General features: G+C 73.0%; 19 protein-coding genes. 14 read left to right on the top strand and 5 right to left on the bottom strand.

Annotated elements, in window-relative coordinates:
- Positions 1-8: 8 nt before the first annotated feature.
- On the bottom strand, positions 9-209 hold the full coding sequence (locus ABTY20_RS10140) for a type II toxin-antitoxin system VapB family antitoxin (protein ID WP_351996531.1): 201 nt from the start codon (positions 207-209) through the stop codon (positions 9-11).
- Between the two features lie 184 nt (positions 210-393).
- Between ABTY20_RS10140 and ABTY20_RS10135 the strand changes: the two genes are divergently transcribed.
- The 10 genes from ABTY20_RS10135 (at position 394) to ABTY20_RS10090 (ending at position 9,399) form a co-directional block, all read left to right on the top strand.
- Positions 394-1,065 (top strand): UbiX family flavin prenyltransferase, encoded by a 672-nt coding sequence (locus tag ABTY20_RS10135; protein ID WP_351996506.1) that lies wholly within the window; start codon positions 394-396, stop codon positions 1,063-1,065.
- Between the two features lie 68 nt (positions 1,066-1,133).
- Positions 1,134-1,592, top strand: coding sequence for an Lrp/AsnC family transcriptional regulator (locus ABTY20_RS10130; RefSeq protein WP_351996530.1), 459 nt, complete (start codon positions 1,134-1,136; stop codon positions 1,590-1,592).
- Positions 1,593-1,643: 51 nt separating this feature from the next.
- Positions 1,644-2,807 (top strand): aminofutalosine synthase MqnE, encoded by a 1,164-nt coding sequence (gene mqnE, locus ABTY20_RS10125; RefSeq protein WP_351996505.1) that lies wholly within the window; start codon positions 1,644-1,646, stop codon positions 2,805-2,807.
- Between the two features lie 85 nt (positions 2,808-2,892).
- Complete coding sequence (locus ABTY20_RS10120; protein ID WP_351996504.1) at positions 2,893-3,417, top strand: GNAT family N-acetyltransferase; 525 nt, start codon at positions 2,893-2,895, stop codon at positions 3,415-3,417.
- Between the two features lie 100 nt (positions 3,418-3,517).
- Positions 3,518-3,829: a DUF4229 domain-containing protein gene (locus tag ABTY20_RS10115; protein WP_351996529.1), complete on the top strand. Its 312-nt coding sequence runs from the start codon at positions 3,518-3,520 to the stop codon at positions 3,827-3,829.
- 151 nt (positions 3,830-3,980) lie between these two features.
- The gene (locus ABTY20_RS10110; protein WP_351996503.1) at positions 3,981-4,082 is read left to right on the top strand and encodes a putative leader peptide; all 102 of its coding nucleotides are present in this window, start codon (positions 3,981-3,983) and stop codon (positions 4,080-4,082) included.
- A gap of 58 nt (positions 4,083-4,140) precedes the next feature.
- On the top strand, positions 4,141-5,481 hold the full coding sequence (locus ABTY20_RS10105) for a dicarboxylate/amino acid:cation symporter (protein WP_351996528.1): 1,341 nt from the start codon (positions 4,141-4,143) through the stop codon (positions 5,479-5,481).
- Positions 5,482-5,665: 184 nt separating this feature from the next.
- Entirely contained in the window at positions 5,666-7,351 is a 1,686-nt protein-coding gene (locus ABTY20_RS10100) for an SPFH domain-containing protein (RefSeq protein WP_351996502.1), read from the top strand.
- Positions 7,348-8,673 carry an SPFH domain-containing protein gene (locus tag ABTY20_RS10095; protein ID WP_351996501.1) on the top strand — a complete coding sequence of 442 codons (1,326 nt, stop codon included), beginning with the start codon at positions 7,348-7,350 and terminating at the stop codon, positions 8,671-8,673. The genes ABTY20_RS10100 and ABTY20_RS10095 overlap by 4 nt, the downstream gene beginning before the upstream one ends.
- Positions 8,674-8,697: 24 nt before the next feature.
- Entirely contained in the window at positions 8,698-9,399 is a 702-nt protein-coding gene (locus ABTY20_RS10090; RefSeq protein ID WP_351996500.1) for a TetR/AcrR family transcriptional regulator, read from the top strand.
- On the opposite strand, the gene ABTY20_RS10085 is transcribed toward ABTY20_RS10090, so the two are convergent.
- Positions 9,369-10,223: a MaoC family dehydratase gene (locus ABTY20_RS10085; protein ID WP_351996499.1), complete on the bottom strand. Its 855-nt coding sequence runs from the start codon at positions 10,221-10,223 to the stop codon at positions 9,369-9,371. The genes ABTY20_RS10090 and ABTY20_RS10085 overlap by 31 nt on opposite strands.
- 7 nt (positions 10,224-10,230) lie before the next feature.
- Positions 10,231-11,538, bottom strand: a complete 1,308-nt coding sequence (locus tag ABTY20_RS10080) for a 3-oxoacyl-ACP reductase (RefSeq protein WP_351996498.1) — start codon at positions 11,536-11,538, stop codon at positions 10,231-10,233.
- Positions 11,539-11,637: 99 nt separating this feature from the next.
- Between ABTY20_RS10080 and ABTY20_RS10075 the strand changes: the two genes are divergently transcribed.
- Together ABTY20_RS10075 and ABTY20_RS10070 are read left to right on the top strand one after the other, a co-directional pair.
- The gene (locus ABTY20_RS10075; protein WP_351996497.1) at positions 11,638-12,924 is read left to right on the top strand and encodes an acetyl-CoA C-acetyltransferase; all 1,287 of its coding nucleotides are present in this window, start codon (positions 11,638-11,640) and stop codon (positions 12,922-12,924) included.
- 208 nt (positions 12,925-13,132) lie between these two features.
- Positions 13,133-15,052 (top strand): AMP-dependent synthetase/ligase, encoded by a 1,920-nt coding sequence (locus ABTY20_RS10070; protein ID WP_351996496.1) that lies wholly within the window; start codon positions 13,133-13,135, stop codon positions 15,050-15,052.
- A gap of 34 nt (positions 15,053-15,086) precedes the next feature.
- Here ABTY20_RS10070 and ABTY20_RS10065 read toward each other — a convergent pair whose 3' ends face one another.
- Positions 15,087-15,743 carry a class I SAM-dependent methyltransferase gene (locus ABTY20_RS10065; RefSeq protein WP_351996495.1) on the bottom strand — a complete coding sequence of 219 codons (657 nt, stop codon included), beginning with the start codon at positions 15,741-15,743 and terminating at the stop codon, positions 15,087-15,089.
- Between the two features lie 466 nt (positions 15,744-16,209).
- A complete protein-coding gene (locus tag ABTY20_RS10060; protein WP_003992177.1) occupies positions 16,210-16,413 on the bottom strand; it encodes a cold-shock protein in 204 nt (67 codons plus the stop codon).
- A 308-nt stretch (positions 16,414-16,721) separates the two neighbouring features.
- Here ABTY20_RS10060 and ABTY20_RS10055 point away from each other — a divergent pair, with 308 nt between their 5' ends.
- Both ABTY20_RS10055 and ABTY20_RS10050 read left to right on the top strand, forming a co-directional pair.
- Positions 16,722-17,570: a menaquinone biosynthetic enzyme MqnA/MqnD family protein gene (locus ABTY20_RS10055; RefSeq protein ID WP_351996494.1), complete on the top strand. Its 849-nt coding sequence runs from the start codon at positions 16,722-16,724 to the stop codon at positions 17,568-17,570.
- 66 nt (positions 17,571-17,636) lie between these two features.
- Positions 17,637-19,430, top strand: a complete 1,794-nt coding sequence (locus ABTY20_RS10050; protein WP_351996493.1) for a serine/threonine-protein kinase — start codon at positions 17,637-17,639, stop codon at positions 19,428-19,430.
- The last annotated feature ends 16 nt before the right edge of the window (positions 19,431-19,446 follow it).

Raw genomic sequence — 19,446 nt, 5'->3', positions numbered from 1 at the left:
GGCCGGGCTCAGCCCTGGGGTTCCTGCGGCTTGGCGTCGACCTCGCGCAGCCCCTGGTCCCTGAGCTCGGTGCGCGCCTCGGTGCGGTGGCCCCGGGCGATGTAGTCCCGCACGACCAGCTCGATCGCGTCCTGGGGCGAGCCGACCCCCGCCAGGACCATCACCTCCACCACGAGTTCGGCGTCGATACTGATGCTGACCTTGGCCACGGTGCCCCCCATCGCGTCGTACGCGCACGATAGCCGCTCGGGGCGCGGCGGTACACGCGCGAGGCCCGGGGATCCGCACGACGGTGACGACGACGGTGACGGACGCCGGCGGTCATGTGTCCGCCCCCGGTGCCCCGACCGGTCCTGGGAACGGACGCCTGTCCTCCGCCGGTAGGCTCAAGATGTGAACGCAGGAGAAACGCGGCGCAAGCCTTGGATCGTGGGGGTCTCGGGGGCGTCCGGGACGCCCTACGCAGCCGCTGTGCTGCGTGCGCTGCTGGCGGCGGGGGAGAGCGTCGACCTCGTCGTCAGCCGGGCCTCCCGGCTCACCCTGCTGGACGAGACCGGCATCGCCTTCCGGGACGCCCACTGGCGGGACGACCTGCGGGAATGGCTGTCCCGAGGCGCGGACGGCAAGCCGGACACGTTCACCGTCGACCTCGACGGCGTACGGCACTGGGCCGCCGGCGACCTCGCGGCCGGGCCGTCCTCGGGGTCGTACCCGAGCAAGGGCATGCTGGTCGTGCCCGCCTCCACGGCCTGTGTGGCCGGGGTGGCGCTCGGGCTGTCCAAGGACCTGTTGCAGCGGGCGGCGAGCGTCACCCTGAAGGAGGGGCGCACGCTGGTCGTGGCCGTACGGGAGACCCCCCTGAACGGCCAGACCCTGCGGCACCTGGTGACGCTGGACGACGCGGGCGCGACCGTGGTGCCCGCCTCGCCGGCCTTCTACGCGGGCGCGACGCACATCCAGGACCTGGTGGACTTCGTCGCCGGACGCGTGCTCGACGCGGCGGGCGTCGAGCACCGGCTCTACCGCCGCTGGGAGGGCGAACTCGGCGGCGGATCCCGCCCGTGACCGAGCACTCCCGCAACACCCGCACGCACCAGAACTCCCAGACCTCTTCAGTGGAAGGCTTCGATTCGATGGACGCGGTGGACAGGCAGCTCATCCAGGCACTGAGGGAGAACGGCCGGGCCTCCTACGCGGAGCTCGGACGCCTCGTCGGCCTGTCGGGCCCCAGCGTCACCGACCGCATCAACCGGCTGGAGGCGGCCGGCGTCATCACCGGCTACCGCGCCACCGTGGACGCCGCCTCGCTGGGCCTCGGCGTCGCCGCCCTGATCGGCGTCTCGCTCTCCGACGCCGCCGACCACGAGGACGTGGCGCAGCGGCTGAAGGACCTGAAGGAGATCGAGGACTGCTGGTTCATCGCCGGCGACGACTCCTTCATGCTCAAGGTGCGGGCGACCGACGTGGACGGCCTGGAGAAGATCATCCGCCGGCTGTCCGGCACCAAGGGCGTCTCCCGGACCCGTACGACGATCGTGCTCTCCACGAAGTGGGAGAACCGCGTCGGTGAGCTGCCGGAGGAGGCGGAGTGACGGGGGCGTACGGTTGACCGGGTCTGTCCGAAGAGGGAAAGAGGGAGCGGCATGGACGTCGGGCTCAAGCGCGAGCTGGAGGAGAAGGTCCGGGCGGGCGAACGCCTGACCCGTGAGGACGGCATCGCGCTGTACGAGTCGGACGACCTGGCCTGGCTGGGCGGCCTCGCGCACGAGGTGCGCACGAGGCTGAACGGCGACGTCGTGCACTTCAACGTCAACCGTCACCTCAACATGACGAACGTGTGCACCGCCTCCTGCGCGTACTGCTCCTTCCAGCGCAAGCCGGGGGAGAAGGACGCGTACACGATGCGCATCGAGGAGGCGGTGAGGCTCGCCAAGGAGATGGAGTCGGAGAACCTGACCGAGCTGCACATCGTCAACGGGCTGCACCCCAACCTGCCGTGGCGCTACTACCCGCGCTCGCTGAGGGAGCTGAAGGCCGCGCTGCCGGACGTCTCGCTGAAGGCGTTCACGGCCACCGAGATCCACCACTTCGAGACCATCTCCGGCCTGTCCGCCTCCGAGATCCTCGACGAACTGATCGACGCGGGCCTCGAGTCGCTGACCGGCGGCGGCGCGGAGATCTTCGACTGGGAGGTGCGGCAGCACATCGTCGACCACCGGACCCACTGGGAGGACTGGTCGAGGATCCACCGGCTGGCGCACGAGAAGGGGCTCAGGACGCCGTGCACCATGCTGTACGGGCACATCGAGGAGCCCCGCCACCGCGTGGACCACGTGCTGAGGCTGCGCGAGCTCCAGGACGAGACCGGCGGCTTCCAGGTCTTCATCCCGCTGCGCTACCAGCACGACTTCGTCGACGTGAAGGACGGCAAGGTGCGCAACCGGCTCCAGGCGCGGACGCAGATGGCGACCGGCGCGGAGGCGCTGAAGACGTTCGCGGTGTCGCGGCTGCTGTTCGACAACGTGCCGCACGTCAAGGTGTTCTGGGTGATGCACGGCGTGCAGACGGCGCAGCTGGCGCTGCAGCACGGGGCGGACGACATGGACGGGTCGGTCGTCGAGTACAAGATCACGCACGACGCGGACAACTACGGCACGCCGAACAAGCTGACCCGCGAGGACCTGCTGGACCTGATCCGCGACGCCGGGTTCCGGCCGGTGGAACGGAACACGCGCTACGAGGTCATCCGGGAGTACGACGGCCCCGACCCGGCGCGCCGGGAGTCCCCCCAGCCGATGCGCGTCTGAGGGGGCGCCGCCCGGCCCGAGGGGTGGGGGGCGACCGGCGGGAAAGCGGCTGCGCATGCGCCGAGGTAATGCTTACCATCGGCCCATGCCCCTTACTTTCACGTTCGATCCCGTGGTCACCCCCGAACTCCGCGACGGCGTCCTCGACCTGTGGACCGACGTCACCAACGCCGGCGGGGCGGTCGGGTTCGTGCCGCCCGTGACGCGGGAGGACGTCCGCCCCCAGCTGGTGCGGCAGCTCGTGTCGATGGCGGAGGAGCGCTCCCGCCTCCTCGTCGGGCACGACGAGGAGGGCAGGGTGGCCGCGACGGCGTTCCTCACCCTCAACACCCACCGTCTGATGACCCACTGGATCTGGCTCTACACGGTGATGGTCCACCCCCGCCATCAGGGCAAGGGCTACGGCCGTGACCTGCTCGCCGCCGCCGAGCGGGCCGCCCGCACCCTCGACGGCGTCGAGGCGATCCGGCTGGGCTGCCGCGGCGGTCTCGGCCTGGAGCACTTCTACGCCTCCTGCGGCTACAAGGAGGTCGGCCGCGTCCCGGACGCCATCCGCGTGGCCCCCGGCGACGACCGCGACGACATCACCATGCTGCTCCCGCTGACCTGAGCCCCGCGCGCACCCCGCTGAAAGATCCCTGCCCGGTCGTGCTTCACTGGACGTCGTCCCTTTGGGGCGTTCTGACCGTACGCAGGGAAGAGTGGATGAGATGCTCCGCTACACGCTGATGCGCCTCGGGATCTTCGTGGGCTGCCTCGTGGTCGTCTGGGGCCTCGTCCACTCCGGCCTCGCCCCGCGCGGCCTCGGCGACTCCAACGGCCTGTGGATCATCCTGCTCGCGATGCTGATCTCGGCCCCCATCAGCCTCGTCGTGCTCCGCAAGGAGCGGGACCGGGCCTCCGAGCAGATCGTGCGGCGGATGGACCGGGCCAAGGCCGACCTGGAGGCCAACCGCAACCAGGAGGACGCGGCCGACGAGACCGCCCGCGCCCAGGGGCAGGCGCAGGAGCAGGCCTCGTAACGTCCGTCACATCCGCGCACCGCACCCGGGCGCCCCGGTTTCCGAACACCCCTGGAAATCGGGGCGCTTTGCGTTGTGCGGGCACCTTTGGCCTCCCGCCTCTCAAAGCAAGGCTTTGAGGGTCCCAAAGCTCAGGTGTTACGGTCTCAGGGTGAAGTCAGCAGTCGTGTTCCCCACGCCCCGGAGTGTTCCGCTCGTGGCGCGCCTGCACGTGGACCTCTGCCGGGTCACCGCCGCGAACTGTCGTCCCTGACGCCTGCGCGCCACCCGAGTCCCACGTCACCTTTCCCCACGCGTCCTCTCACCGGAGCATTCTCGTGTCCACGAACACGCGGTTCAGGCGGCCCGTACTGTCCGTACGCGCGCCCTTCTGGGTCCAGATACTCGCCGGCCTCTTCCTGGGCGTCCTGCTCGGCTGGCTCGCCCGCAGCCAGGACGTCTCCTGGCTGGTCACCACCCTGGAGAAGGTCGGCGGGACCTTCATCGGCCTGCTGAAGCTGGCCGTCGCCCCGCTGGTCTTCTTCGCGATCCTGGTCTCCATCACCAACCTGCGGAAGGTCAACAACGCGGCCCGGCTGGCCTCGCGCACCCTCCTCTGGTTCATGATCACCTCGTTGATCGCGGTGGCGATCGGCCTGGTCATCGGCCTGGTCACCAACCCGGGCGCCGGTACCGGCCTCACCCCGGCGGACGGCGACGCGCCGGAGAAGACCGGCTCCTGGATCGACTTCCTCACCGGCATCGTGCCGACCGACGTGATCACCCCGTTCACCGAGCTGAACGTGCTGCAGATCGTCTTCATGGCCGCCGTCGCCGGCATCGCCGCCCTCCAGCTCGGCGAGAAGGCCCAGCCGATCCTCACCCTGAGCGAGTCCGTCCTGGAGCTCCTCCAGAAGGCCCTGTGGTGGGTCATCCGCCTCGCCCCGCTCGGCACGATCGGCCTCATCGGCAACGCCATCGCCACCTACGGCTGGGACCTGATCGGCAAGTACGCCACCTTCACCGCCGACATCTACGTCGGCTGCCTGATCGTCCTCTTCGGCGTCTACCCGGCGCTGCTGGCGACCGTCGGCAAGGTCCGCCCGGTGCAGTTCTTCAAGGGCGCCTGGCCCGCGATCCAGCTGGCCTTCGTCTCCCGCTCCTCCGTCGGCACCATGCCGCTGACCCAGAAGGTCACCGAGCGCCTCGGCGTGCCCAAGGAGTACGCGAGCTTCGCCGTCCCGTTCGGCGCGACCACGAAGATGGACGGCTGCGCCGCGATCTACCCGGCGATCGCCGCGATCTTCGTCGCCCAGATCTTCGACATCCCGCTCGGCGTCGGCGACTACCTGCTGATCGCCTTCGTCTCGGTGGTGGGCTCCGCCGCCACGGCCGGCCTCACCGGCGCCACGGTCATGCTCACCCTCACCCTCTCCACCCTGGGCCTGCCCATGGAGGGCGTGGGCCTGCTGCTGGCCATCGACCCGATCCTGGACATGATCCGCACCGCGACGAACGTCGCCGGCCAGGCGCTGGTCCCGGTGATCGTCTCGGCCCGCGAGGGACTGCTCGACCGGAAGGCGTACGACTCGGTCCACTCCTCCCCGGTCGACGAGGAACCGGCCGACGAGGTCCCGGCCGACGGGCCCCGGCGGGCACCCGCCGTGGCCTGACCGTCACCGGATCCCGAACAGGGGCGCTTCCCGGCAATCACCGACGGGTGACCGTTGCTGGGGGCGCCCCTTATCCCCGTCCTCCCGGTGGTGTGGAATCACCTGGACCACGTGCGTCACACCACTCACGTGGTCCACATCGATGATCCGGCAGGGATCAGCACCACACGCGAAGGGGGAGACCGTGGCACGCACGCGGGCGCAGGGTCTGCGCAACGTCGCCGAGGCGGTCGCGTCCGGCACCGATCCGCGCACGGCGGCCCAGGACGAACTGCGCCGCCGCACCGCAGGGGGCGGCGCGCCGTCCCGGAACACCGGGGACGAACGCGGCGGGCGTCAGGAGGCCGCGGGCGAGGGGATGGACCCGGCCGACTTCCCGGCGGCCCGGGAGCAGGACGGGAGCTCCGTCGACACCGTCATGCGGCAGAAGACGGTGCCGCTGGACGAGGCGGGGGAGGCGCTGGGCCGCAGCGAGCAGCTGCGGGAGGACGGCAAGGTGGTGCACGCCATCTGCCCGATGGTGATGCCCCGGGGCCGGTCCCTGCTGTCCATGCTGCCGGTGCTGTCGCTGCTGGTGGTCGGCGTCGTGGGCGCCTCCGTCGTGTCGGCGGCCGGTGGCGGCGGCCTCACCGACCCCCTGTTCGGAGTGCACTACTGGGTCGTCGTGCTGCTCGCCGTCGCGTTCGTGTGGTGGCGGCAGGGCCTGGTCATGGTGCCGGACGGCTGCCAGGCGATGATCACCCGCTTCGGGAAGCTGGAGAAGGTCGTCGGGCCCGGCCGGGTCACCCTGCTCAGCCCCTGGAAGCGGGTGTCGTACATCGTCAACACGACCCGCGAGTACCCGTTCAACGCGCCGGTGCGCGAGGCCCCGACCAAGGGCGGGGTGAAGGCGTCCATCGACCTGTTCATCCAGTTCCGGATCAGCGACCCGGTCGAGTTCGTCTACACCCTCGGCGCCGTGCGCGGCTTCGAGGAGAAGCTGGGCAACGCCGTCAGCGAGACCATCCGCAGCCTGATCTACGAGCAGGAGGCGGCCGGCATCTACGACATGGTCGGTGAGGACAGCGGCCGTCTGCTGGAGCAGCTCAACCAGCAGTTCCGGCCCGCGGTGGAGCTGACCAACGCCAACATCACCCACGCCGAGCCCTCGGACCGGCGCTACCGGATGGACCTGGCCGCCCCCGAGATGGTGCGCGTGGCCAAGGAGGCGTACACCCACGAGTACGCGCTGCAGCTGCGCAAGGAGCAGGACGAGGGCGACCTGACCCGGGAGCTCGCCTCCAGTCAGGAGACGCTCTCCGCGATCCAGGCCGACATCGCCCAGTACCAGGCGCAGATGGACACCGCCGTGGAGCGCGAGACCAACCGCGCCGAGGCGCTGGCCCGCCAGCGCTACGTGCAGGCCGAGTCGGAGGCCAAGGCCAATGCGGCGCTGCTGGAGGCGCAGGCCCTCGACATCCGCGCGGTGACCGCGGCGCAGGCGCCGGAGATCCTCGAGTACCGCTACCAGCAGCAGGTGCTCGACACCCTGGAGCAGGTCGCCGACCACCTGCCGCGTCTGGTGCGCATCGGCGGCGCGGACGGTACCGGCGCGGCCGGGATCGACTTCCTCGAACTGGCCCGGGAGCTGGTCGGCGAGCGCGGGGCCGAGCTGTTCACCGACGCGGACATGGCCGCCGTACGGGACCGGCTGGCGGAGGTGTCCGAGCGCATCGCCGCGCGCGAGGAGGAGATCGGCGCCTTGCTGGCGGCCGAGCGGCCGACGGTGCCGCAGGTGCCCGAGGGCGCCGGGGCGGGCGATGTGCCCGCGTCCGCGGGGACCGCCGAAGCGAGCGATGTGTCCGAGTCCGCCGAGGAGGCCCAGCAGTGAGCTCCGCCCGTACCCGCCGCCGTTCGGTCATCTCCGAGGCCGTCGCCCCCTGGAGCGACATCGCCCGGCTGCTGCGCGGCGGTGAGGCCGACACCCTCATCCCGGTGATCATCCCCCGTCACCGCCGCCGGCTGTGGTGGATGCTGCCGCTCTGGCTCGGTGTCTACGCCCTGCTGACGGGTGTGATGCTGACGCTGCGCGAGGACGGTTCCGACGGCGCGGCCGATCTCGCCCACGGCGCGCCGGCCACCCTCGCCCACGTCGGCGGCGTGGTGCTGCTGCTGATCGGCGCGCTGTGGTGGTGGCGCTCCTCGATCGTCGAGATCGAGCAGGGCACCAACGGTGTGCTGACCCGCTACGGTGCCGTCACCCGCACCCTGGACGCCGGCCGGCACTACCTGTGGCACCCCTGGTCGAGGGTCGACTTCGTCGTGGACACGGCCACCGAGATCCCGTACTCGGCGCCCGTCATGGCCTGTCCCACGCAGGAGAACGTGCCGCTGCGCTCGATCGAGTTCTTCCTGAAGTTCCGCATCACCGACGCGGTGCTGTTCGTCCGCACCATCGGCGCCGGCAACTTCGACCTGGTGCTGTCCAGCGCCGTGCAGGACGCGATCCGGCAGCGGGCCCGCAGGATGCGCACCGAGCGCGCCTACGACCTGCGCGGCTCGGACGTGGCCGACATGCAGGAGCTGCTCAACCGGCAGCTGTCCGGCTACGGCGTGCGCATCACCGGCTGCAACATCCCCGACGTGCAGCTGCCGGCGCAGTACCAGCACCACCTGGCCACCCGGGAGCGGATCGCCAAGGAGCGCACCGCCTACGAGCAGGAGTGGGGCCTGACCCGCAAGCGGCGCATCGACAGCCTGGGCATGGACATCGAGCGGGCCAAGAAGGTGCGCGACGCCCGGATCGTCGAGGTGAAGGCCGCGCTGAACCGGGCCCGTGAGGAGGTCGCCCAGCTGCTGGAGCGGCAGGAGACCGAGGCCCAGCGGGTGCGGTTCGAGATCGAGACGCGCGGCCGCAGCGGACTCATCGCGGCCGAGAACGAGGCCCGCGCCCAGCGTGCCCTGGCCAAGGCCTACCGGGACAACCGGGCGGTGCTCCAGTACGAACTGGCCCGCAGGCGGCTCGAGGTGGGCGCCGGGCTGGCCGGGAAGGCCCCGCGGCCGGTGGTGGTGCGCACCGACGGCGGCACCGACACCTCGGCGCTGTCCACGCTGTTCACCGCGCAGCTGCTGCCGCGGCTGACGGCGGGCGAGCGGCCCGTCCTCGGCGACCGCACGGGGCCGGGGGACGACGGCGGCCGGGACCCGCGGTGAGCGACGGACCGTACGCTGTGTCCCATGGGTGCCGTGAAGACCAAGCGGATGCCGCGTGCGGTCCGTGAGCAGCAGATGCTGGACGCCGCCGTACGGACCTTCGGGCAACGGGGGTACATGGCCGCGTCGATGGACGAGATCGCCGAGCTGGCGGGCGTGTCGAAGCCGTTGGTGTACCTGTACCTGAACTCCAAGGAGGACCTGTTCACCGCGTGCATCCGGCGTGAGGCGAAGGCCCTCGTCGAGGCGGTGCGCGCCGGCGCCCGGCCGGGGCTGCCCGCGGACCGGCAGCTCTGGTCGGGCCTGACGGCGTTCTTCACGCACACCGCCCGCAACCCGGACGGCTGGGTGGTGCTGCACCTCCAGGCCCGCACCCACGGGGAGGTCTTCGCCGCCGAGGTCGCCGCGATGCGCGCGGAGATCGTGGCGTTCGTGACGCAGCTGATCCTCGACGCCGCCCGCGAGGCCCACCGGGACCCGGACCTGCCCGAGCGTGAGGTGTCCGGGCTCGCGGAGGCCCTGGTGGGTGCCGCCGAGTCCCTCGCGGACCGGGCCAACGCCACCCCCGGTGTCACGGCCCGGCAGTCGGCGGCGACCCTGATGAACTTCGCCTGGGCGGGGCTGGGCAACCTGATGGCGGGCCGCCGCTGGACCCCGCCCGACGACTGCGAGCCCGACACCGGCGCCGCCGGGGATCAGACCGGGCGGACCTCCCCGGTCAGGTGAACCCGGCCGCCGGCGCCGCGCAGCTGGAAGCGTCCGTCCCGCGCCGCGTAGGTGACCGTCCCCGGCAGCAGCACCGGCGCCCGGAAGTCGGCGCGGATCTCCGCCGCGTCCGGGACGCCGTGGGCGGCGAGGCAGCGGGCCACGGTCCACATGCCGTGCGCGATGGCGCGGGGGAAGCCGAAGAGGCGGGCGGTGAGCGGGTGGAGGTGGATCGGGTTGCGGTCGCCGGAGGCGGCGCCGTAGCGCCGTCCGACGTCCCCGGCCAGCTGCCACTGGGCGACGGCGGGCAGGGGCTCGCGCTCCTCCTCCCGCGCCGCGGCGGGCCGCCCGGAGGTCCGGTGCCGGGCCAGATAGGTGCTCCGCGACTCCCACACGACGTCCCCGCCGTCCCGCATCTCGGTGATCACGGCGACCTGGGTGCCGCGCCGGTGCGGGGCCAGTCCGTCGACGCGCACCGCCAGTTCGCGGGCGCCCGTGACGGGTGTCGCCCGGTGCCGGGTGATCCGTATCGACGTGTGGACGAGGCCGAGCAGCGGGAGCGGGAAGTCCGGCCCGCTCATCAGCCGCATGGCGAGCGGGAAGCCCAGCACGTGCGGGTACGTCACCGGCAGCGCGTCCCCGCCGGTCGGGAAGCCGCAGACCCGCTCGTAGGCGGCGAGCCGGGCGGGGGCGACGCGCGGCACGGGCAGCACCAGCCGGGTGCGGGGGTGGGCGGCGCCGGGACGCGGGCGCTTGAAGGGCGACAGCAGGGCGCCGCGCGCGAGGAGCGGCGCGAGGGCGGGGGGTGCGGAGAGCTCCACGGTGGGCGCGGGTGCGGACGTCACGGGGCGTTCACGCTCCCAGCAGGCTCTGGCCGCAGACCCGTACGACCTGGCCGTTCACCGCGCCGGAGGCCGGGTGGGCGAGCCAGGCGGTGGTCTCGGCGACGTCGGCGGGCAGGCCGCCCTGGGCGAGGGAGTTCATCCGGCGGCCCGCCTCGCGGATGAACAGCGGGACGGCGGCCGTCATCCTCGTCTCGATGAATCCGGGCGCCACGGCGTTCACCGTCACTCCGTGCCCGGCGAGGGCGTGCGGCGCGAGGGCGCGGACCAGGCCGGTGACGCCGGCCTTGCTCGCCCCGTAGTTGGTCTGGCCGGCGTTCCCGGCGATGCCCGCGATGGACGCCGTGGCGACGATCCGCCCGCCCCGCTTCAGGGTCCCGGCGGCGAGCAGCGCGTCGGTGGTGCGCAGCACGCTCGCCAGGTTCACCTCCAGTACGGAACTCCAGCGTTCGGCGGGCATGTTGACCAGCCGCCGGTCACGGGTGACGCCGGCGTTGTGGACGAGCACGTCGAGGCCGTCGGGGAGGGCTTCGGCGATCCGGGCGCCCGCGTCGGCGGCGGTGATGTCGAGGGGGAGCGCGACGCCGCCGAGCCGTTCGGCGACGCGCCGGGCGTCCGCCTCGGCCCGGGGGACGTCGAGGACGACCACCCGGGCGCCGTCCCGGGCCAGCGTCTCGGCGACCGCCTCGCCGATGCCGCGCGCGGCGCCGGTCACCAGGGCGGTGCGGCCGGACAGCGGGCGCTCCGCGTCGTGGGGGGCGGCGGGCCCGTGCCCGGCGACCTCGATCACCTGGCCGCTGACGTAGGCCGACTTGGGGGAGAGCAGGAAGCGCAGGGTGGACTCGGCGGCGGGGGCGTCGGCGAGGCGGACCAGGTTCACGGTGATGCCCCGGCCGGTCTCCTTGCCGAGGGAGCGGGTGAAGCCCTCCAACGCCTGCTGGGCGGCGGCCTGATGGTGGTCGGCGGGGTCGAGCGGGGCGCCGAGCACCACGATCCGGCCGCTCGCGGCGATCGACCGTACGACGGGGTGCAGGGCGGCGTGTACGCCGTCGAGCCCTTCCACGTCGCGTATCCCGCTCGCGTCCAGGACGACGGCGGCGGGCCGGCCCGTGGCGTCGTCCGCGCCGAGTCCCGTGCGGGCGAGCACGGGGGCGAGGTCGAGGCCGGACTTCCCGGCCGTGAGGTGGAGCAGGCCGCCGTCCAGCCGCGGCCGCTCCGGTGACCAGCGGCGCAGCGGCGCGGGCTGGGGGAGTCCCAGGCGGCGCGTGAGGAAGCGGCCGGGCGCGGTGCCGGTGAAGCTCAGATAACGGTCGGCCATGGGGGACTCCTCCGTCTTGCCGTGCCTGCTCCGGACGTGCTTACTCTGGAGTAAGGTTACCGGAGGTAATCCTATGTCACCGGTGAGGAGCAGGTCGAGATGAGCACCCTGGAGCCGAGCGCCGTCCGGCGCGTCGCGGTCATCGGCGGCAGCCGCGTCCCCTTCGCCCGTTCCGACGGCCCCTACGCCACCGCCTCCAACCAGGAGATGCTCACCGCCGCGCTGGACGGCCTGGTCGAGCGGTACGGGCTGCGCGCGCCGGGCGCGGTGGGCGAGTTCGTCGCCGGGGCGGTCCTCAAGCACAGCCGTGACTTCAACCTCGCCCGCGAGACCGTCCTCGGCTCGGCGCTCGACCCCCGCACCCCCGCCTACGACATCCAGCAGGCCTGCGGCACCGGACTCCAGGCGGTCGTCGCCGCCGCCAACAAGATCGCCCTCGGCCAGACGGACGCCGCGATCGCCGGCGGCGCCGACACCGCGAGCGACGCGCCCCTCGGCGTCAACGACGACCTGCGCAAGGTGCTGCTGGAGGCACGGCGGGCGAAGACCCTCGGCGGCCGGCTGAAGACCCTGGCGAAGGTGCGCCCCGGCCACCTCGTCCCCGACATCCCGCGCAACGCCGAACCGCGCACGCACCTGTCCATGGGCGAGCACGCCGCGGTCACCGCACGCGCCTGGGGCATCACCCGCGGGGACCAGGACGAACTGGCGGCGACCAGTCACCGGCGGCTGGCGGCGGCGTACGAACGCGGTCTGTTCCAGGACCTCGTGGTGCCCTTCCGGGGCCTGGCCCGCGACCAGAACCTGCGGCCCGGTTCGACGGTGGAGAAACTGGCCGCGCTGAAGCCGGTGTTCGGCCTCGACGGCCCCGAACCCACCATGACGGCGGGCAATTCGACCCCGCTCACCGACGGTGCCGCGCTGGTGCTGCTGGCGAGCGAGGAGTGGGCGGCGGAGCGGGACCTGCAACCCCTCGCCTACCTGACCGCGTACGAGACGGCCGCCGTGGACTTCGTGCACGGGGACGTCGCCGGCGGCGAGGACGGCCTGCTGATGGCACCCGCCCACGCGGTCCCGCGCATGCTGGAGCGGGCCGGTCTCGGCATGGCGGACTTCGACCTGGTCGAGGTCCACGAGGCGTTCGCCTCCCAGGTGCTGGCCACGCTGGCCGCCTGGGAGAAGCGGGGGCTGGCCCCGGTGGACCGCGCCCGGCTGAACGTGGCGGGCTCGTCCCTGGCCACCGGCCACCCCTTCGCCGCCACCGGTGCCCGCATCGTGGCGACCCTGGCGAAGCTCCTCGCCGAACGGGACGCCCCCGCACGCGGGCTGATCTCGATCTGCGCGGCGGGCGGCCAGGGCGTGACGGCGATCCTGGAGCGTACGTGAGTGACCCTCACGTAACCCGCAACACTGCACACCCCCGGCCCGGGACCACCCCCGGACCCGCACAGACCTTCCACGTCAGGGCCGTACGATCCCCGCACCGACCGGTGGTGACCCCTTTCCCCGACGGCCACCGGTGAGCGCCTCGGCGTGCGAGGCACGTACGTCGTGGCATCACGCAGTTCCCCCCTGCACGCCCCAGGAGCCGCCCGTGTCCACCGCCTGTTCCTCCGCTCCCGGCGACGACGTCCACGGAGCACCCGTCCTGGTCGAGCCGGAGATCCGGCGGCTGGACGGCGTCGTACGGGAGGCGTCCGTACCGCCGTTCGCCCGGCGGGTGCGGCACGGATCGCTCGCCGACCTGCCGTTCGAGAACGCGGGCGCGGCGCCGGACGCGGTGGTGCTCAGCCGGCGGACGGCGGACGGCAGCTGGCGGGACGTCACGGCGGAACGATTCGCCGCCGAGGTCCTGGCCGTCGCCAAGGGGCTGATCGCCGAGGGCTTGGCGCCGGGCGACCGGATCGCCGTCATGGCCCGCACGATCTACGAGTGGACCGTCCTCGACTTCGCCGCCTGGGCCGCCGGACTGGTCACCGTCCCGATCTACCCCACCTCCTCCGCCTTCCAGGCCCGCTGGATCCTGCACGACTCCGGCGCGGTCGCCCTGGTCACCGAGACCGCGGGGCAGGCCGCCGCCCTCGGCCCCGAGTTCCCGCACCTCCCCGACCTGCGGCGGGTATGGGTCGTGGAGAAGGGCCACGTCGACGCCCTGGCGGAAGCCGGAGCGCACCTGCCGGACGCCGAGGTGGAGGTGCGCAGGGGCATGCTGGGCCCCGACACCCTCGCCACCCTCGTCCACACCTCCGGCACCACCGGCCGCCCCAGGGGCTGCGCCCTCACCCACGGCAACTTCTTCGCCGAGGTGGACAACGCCATCGAGCTGCTCTACCCCGTCTTCAGGGCCCGGACCGGCGAAGAGGCCTCCGTCCTCCTCTTCCTGCCGATGTCCCACGTCTTCGGCCGGATGGTCGCCGTCGCCTGCGTGCGGGCCCGGGTCCGCCTCGGCCACGCGCCCAGCCTGGCCGCCGAGGACCTGCTGCCCGACCTGGCGAGCTTCCGGCCCACCTGCCTGCTGACCATCCCGTACATGCTGGAGAAGGTCTTCAACACCGCCCGCGCCCAGGCCGAGTCGGGCGGACGGCTGTCGGCCTTCGACCGCGCGGCGTCGGTGGCCCGCCGCTACGGCGAGGCCCTCGAGGCCGGCCGGGCGGGGGCGGGCGCCGGTCCGTCCCGCTCCCTGAAGACGGCCCGCGCCTTCTACGACCCGCTGGTCTACCGCAGGATCCGCAACGCCATGGGCGGCAAGGTGCGGTACGCCATCTGCGGCGGTTCCCCGCTCGGCCGCCGCCTCGCCGCGTTCTACGCCGGGGCCGGCATCGAGATCTTCGAGGGCTACGGACTGACGGAGACCACCGGCGCCGCGACGGTGACGCCCCCGCTCAGACCCCGTCTGGGCACGGTGGGCTGGCCGCTGCCGGGGACGCGGATCCGCATCGCGGCGGACGGCGAGGTCCTGGTCGGCGGCGACCACGTGCTGCGCGGCCACTGGGACCCCCAGGCGGGCGGGGTCGTGCCCGCCGCCCCCGACGGCTGGCTGCCCACCGGCGACCTCGGCGAACTGGACGACGAGGGCTACCTGACCATCACGGGCCGCAAGAAGGAGCTGATCATCACCTCCGGCGGCAAGAGCGTCGCCCCGGCCCCGCTGGAGAACTGGCTCCGCGCACACCCGCTGATCTCCCAGGTCATGGTGGTCGGCGACGGCCGCCCCTACGTCGGTGCGCTGATCACCCTCGACCCCGACGGCATCACCCACTGGCGCCGGATGAACGGCAGGCACCCGGTCCCGCCGGAACTCGTCGCCGACGACGAGGAGCTGCGCGCGATCCTGCAGCGCGCGGTCGACGAGGCCAACAGGATGCTCTCCCGTCCGGAGTCGATCCGCCGCTTCACCGTCCTCCCGGTGGACTTCACGGAGGCGGCGGGCCACCTGACCCCGTCGATGAAGCTGCGCCGGGAGGTGGTCCTGCGGGACTTCGCGGCGGAGGTGGAGGGACTGTACGGCGGGTAGGCCCGGTCGGGCTGTACGGCGGGCAGGGCCCGGGTCACCCGGCCGCCGCGCGGGCGATCAGGAGCGCCTGGGGGGTCGACTCGCCCCGGTCCGGGTCGGCCGCGCGCACCGTCTGCTGGACGAGGGCGAAACCGGCCGCCTCCAGGAGCGGGGTGATGCGTTCGGGCCGCATGCGCCGGAAGTCGAGGGTGACCGGGTGGCCCCAGGGGTGCTCGTGGCGGCGGGGCGCGTCGCCGTACTGGAACGCGAGCAGCAGGTGGCCCCCGGGCGCCAGGACCCGGCGGAACTCGGCGTAGACGGCGGGCAGCTCGTCCTGCGGGGTGTGGATGGTGGAGTACCAGGAGACCACGCCGGCGAGGGCGCCGTCGGGCAGGTCCAGGTTCCGCATCGAGCCCTGCTCGAAGCGCAGGCCGGGGTGCTCGCGACGGGCGATCGCGAGCATCCCTCCCGACAGGTCGAGGCCGAAGACGGAGAGGCCGAGGGAGGCGAGGTGCGCGGTCACCTCACCGGGGCCGCACCCCAGGTCGGCCACCCGGCCGCCCTCCCCGACCAACTCGGCGAAACCGGCCAGCAGCGCCCGGTCCAGCGGTCTGGCCGTGAGCTGGCCGCGGAACCGGGCGGCGTAGTCCTCGGCGACGGCGTCGTAGAAGGCACGGGTGGCGGCTGTGTGATCGGCGTCGGCGGCGGTCATGGGCGGTGACCCTACCCGTCCCCACCGACAGCCCCGGGGAAGGGCCGGCCGTGCGCTCCGAGCGGTCCGGTCACGTCGCCACCCCGCTGTCGGCGGGCCCGCCGGGCGCGCGGCGCGACATCCGCGCCGTGGGGCTGGAACCGGGGACCGCGCGCGCTTCCGAGCCGCGCGTCCCGGGGACCGTTGGAGCACATCGTGGTCGGCGCGGGACGGGTGAAGGCGGGACCCGGCGGAGAGCGCGGAACTCGGCCCCGGGGACCGCACGACGTACCGCGGGGATGTGCCGCACGCGTACCAGGCACCGGGGGCCGGCACGGAATTCGTACGGATCAGGCGGTACGTATGAGAGGAATTCCCCGGATGTTCACCGGAGCATTTCGGCGGTGCCGGGGAAAAGGCAGGAGCCCCGTCGCCTGACGGCGCGGGGCTCCTTGGGTACTGCTAGTCGTTCCCGGATCGGCGAGGATCAGACCGGGGTGACGTTCTCCGCCTGCGGGCCCTTCGGACCCTGCGTGACGTCGAAGGACACCTGCTGGTTCTCCTCAAGGGAGCGGAAGCCGCTCGCGTTGATCGCGGAGTAGTGGACGAAGACGTCGGGGCCGCCGCCTTCCTGGGCGATGAAACCAAAGCCCTTTTCGGCGTTGAACCACTTCACGGTTCCGGTAGCCATAAGCCCTCCTTGGGCCCAAAGGGTTGCCCTGCTCCAGAACCAGCAAGTGTGAAGACCAATTCTGCACAACTGCATCCGTCTGAGAACGACGAGAGCCCGCGGTCACATGCTCCGCAGGCTCTGTACTGCAAGGGAAACCAAACTGCAACTTGCGACGAGCCTAGCACGCAGGCTCCCGAATGCAAGAGAGGTCAAGATCACGTCACCCGAATGTTTCAACGCCCCGTCCGTCACCGACCTCTGGTCGAACACGTGGGCGACCAGGGGGCGCAGATCCGCCCGCCCGGGACGGGGGCTAGCCTCACGATGTGGACAATCCTCGCACCCGGCCGCGCGTCGGCCACATCCAGTTCCTGAACTGCCTGCCCCTGTACTGGGGGCTCGCGAGAACGGGCACGCTCCTCGACTTCGAGCTGACGAAGGACACCCCGGAAAAGCTCAGTGAGAAGCTGGTGCAGGGCGACCTCGACATCGGACCCGTCACCCTCGTCGAGTTCCTCAAGCACGCGGACCGGCTCGTCGCCTTCCCGGACATCGCCGTCGGCTGCGACGGCGACGTGATGTCGTGCGTGATCGCCTCGCAGGTCCCGCTGGACCGGCTGGACGGGGCACGGGTCGCCCTCGGGTCGACCTCCCGCACCTCCGTACGCCTCGCCCAGCTCCTCCTCGCCGAGCGGTACGACGTACGGCCCGACTACTACACCTGCCCGCCCGACCTGGGCCTGATGATGCGGGAGGCCGAGGCGGCCGTCCTCATCGGGGACGCGGCCCTGCGCGCGAACATGCTCGACGGACCCCGCTACGGGCTCGACGTGCACGACCTGGGCGCCCTGTGGAAGGAATGGACGGGCCTGCCGTTCGTCTTCGCGGTGTGGGCGGTGCGCCGCGACTACCTGGAACGCGAGCCGGTCATCACCCGCGCGGTGCACGAGGCCTTCCTCGCCTCCCGCAACCTCTCCCTGGAGGAGGTCGACAAGGTCGCCGAGCAGGCGGCCCGCTGGGAGGCCTTCGACGAGGCGACCCTGGCGCGGTACTTCACCACCCTCGACTTCAGCTTCGGCGCGCCGCAACTGGAGGCGGTCGCCGAGTTCGCCCGCCGGGTCGGACCGACGACGGGCTTCCCGGCGGACGTGCGGGTCGATCTGCTCCGGCCCTGAGGCCGCGGGCGACCCGCCCACTACCCTGCTGGAAGGTTACGGCGTACGGGGGAGAGGGGTGGCGCCATGCGGCCGCTCGACGTGGACGAGCCCACGGTCGTGGGGCCCTACCGGCTGCTCGGCCGGCTCGGCTCGGGCGGCATGGGCCGGGTGTACCTGGGCCGCAGCGCCGGGGGCCGCACGGTCGCGGTGAAGATCGTGCACCCGCACTTCGCGCTGGACGAGGAGTTCCGCGCCCGGTTCCGGCGCGAGGTCGACGCCGCCCGCCGGGTCGGCGGCGCCTGGACGGCCCCCGTCCTGGACGCCGACCCCGACGCCCGGGTCCCCTGGGTCGCCACCGCCTACGCGGCCGGCCCCTCCCTCGCCGCGGCCGTCACCGACACCGGCCCGCTGCCCGTGGCCACCGTACGGGCGCTGGGCGCGGGACTGGCCGAGGCGCTGACGGCCGTGCACGCACTGGGCCTGGTGCACAGGGACGTGAAGCCCTCCAACGTCCTCCTCACCCTGGACGGCCCCCTCCTGATCGACTTCGGCATCGCCCGCGCCACGGACGGCACGGCGTCCCTGACCTCGACGGGCGTGTCGATCGGCTCCCCCGGCTACATGTCCCCCGAGCAGATCCTCGGCAAGGGCGTGACGGGCGCGGCCGACGTCTTCTCCCTCGGCGCCGTCCTGGCGTACGCGGCGACGGGCAACCCCCCCTTCCCCGGCGACTCCTCGGCGGCCCTGCTGTACAAGGTCGTGCACGAGCCGCCCGAACTGGACGGGCTCGACGGCGACCTGCGCGGCCTGACGGAAGCCTGCCTGGCCAAGGACCCGTCCGCCCGACCGGCCCCGGCCGAGGTGGCCCGCCGACTGGCCCCCGAGGGGGCGGCGCGCCTGGTGGCGGCCGGCTGGCTGCCGGGGGCCCTGGTGGAACAGGTGAGCCGGGGCGCGGTGCGCCTCCTGAACCTGGAGGCGACGGGCGGGGGCCCGTCGGGACCGGTGGGGTTCAGCAGGCCGTCGGTGGGGGAGACGGCGGAGCCCGGCGGGGCGCCGCCGGACGGGGCCCCACCGGCCGGGGGCTTCGGCGATCCGCCGGCGAGCGGCGCGGGACCCGGGGGTTTCGGCGATCCGGCCACGAGTGGCCCCCCGCCGGCCGGCGCGGCGTCCGGGGGCTTCGGCCCGCCGCCCGTGATGCCGGGAACACCACGCCCGGGCACGGCCGCCGTCCCCGGGCCCCGCGACGCGCCGCCCCACGCACCCGTGGCCCCGCACCCGCCCACCCGGCCGGGGGACCGGAGCACCCCCGGGAAACTCTCCGTCTCCTTCGCGGCCGCCTCCTCCCCCGACCGCGGCGGCCGGGGCCGCCGCGTCAGCTGCACGGTCGCCCTCGCGGTGGCGGGCGCGCTGGCCGCGGTGACCGTCGGCTCCGTGTTCGTACTCGACCTGCTGCCGGGCGACTCCGGGAACGGCCCCGCACAGTCCGACGGCGGGAGCAGGTCCGAGGAACCGGCCGCCCCCCTCACCGTCCCCACCACCTACCTCGGCACCTGGGAGGGCCAGGCCGGCTCCCGCGAGGGCATCGCCATCCCGCTCGGCACGTTCCGGGTCACCCTCCGGCAGGCGGAGGTGGGCGAACAGGTGGGCACCCTCCGCCACACGGACATCTTCGGCGGCGTCTGCGACGACGTCCTCACCCTGAAGCAGGTCACGGAGGAACAGCTCGTCACGACCTCCGTCGGCGCCGGGTCCAACCGCGACGTCTGCAACCAGGCCGAGCACACGGTCCGCCTCACCCCGGCCGGCGACGACCTGGTCTACGAGTCGGACAGCAAGGAGTCGGGGTCCCCGAAGGCCCGCCTGACGAAGATCGGGTGACGGCGGGCCCCGGCCC

This window comes from Streptomyces sp. NPDC126497, assembly GCF_040302425.1.
Lineage (GTDB): Bacteria > Actinomycetota > Actinomycetes > Streptomycetales > Streptomycetaceae > Streptomyces.
This window is presented reverse-complemented; position numbering and strand designations above follow the sequence as displayed.

Excerpts from the sequence above, each read along its gene's own strand:
- ABTY20_RS10075 (WP_351996497.1), top strand. The coding sequence starts at position 11,638 with ATGAGCACCCTGGAGCCGAGCGCCGTCCGGCGCGTCGCGGTCATCGGC.
- ABTY20_RS10060 (WP_003992177.1), bottom strand. The coding sequence starts at position 16,413 with ATGGCTACCGGAACCGTGAAGTGGTTCAACGCCGAAAAGGGCTTTGGT.
- ABTY20_RS10090 (WP_351996500.1), top strand. The coding sequence starts at position 8,698 with ATGGGTGCCGTGAAGACCAAGCGGATGCCGCGTGCGGTCCGTGAGCAG.
- ABTY20_RS10065 (WP_351996495.1), bottom strand. The coding sequence starts at position 15,743 with ATGACCGCCGCCGACGCCGATCACACAGCCGCCACCCGTGCCTTCTAC.
- ABTY20_RS10050 (WP_351996493.1), top strand. The coding sequence starts at position 17,637 with ATGCGGCCGCTCGACGTGGACGAGCCCACGGTCGTGGGGCCCTACCGG.
- ABTY20_RS10080 (WP_351996498.1), bottom strand. The coding sequence starts at position 11,538 with ATGGCCGACCGTTATCTGAGCTTCACCGGCACCGCGCCCGGCCGCTTC.
- ABTY20_RS10120 (WP_351996504.1), top strand. The coding sequence starts at position 2,893 with ATGCCCCTTACTTTCACGTTCGATCCCGTGGTCACCCCCGAACTCCGC.
- mqnE (WP_351996505.1), top strand. The coding sequence starts at position 1,644 with ATGGACGTCGGGCTCAAGCGCGAGCTGGAGGAGAAGGTCCGGGCGGGC.
- ABTY20_RS10115 (WP_351996529.1), top strand. The coding sequence starts at position 3,518 with ATGCTCCGCTACACGCTGATGCGCCTCGGGATCTTCGTGGGCTGCCTC.
- ABTY20_RS10130 (WP_351996530.1), top strand. The coding sequence starts at position 1,134 with ATGGACGCGGTGGACAGGCAGCTCATCCAGGCACTGAGGGAGAACGGC.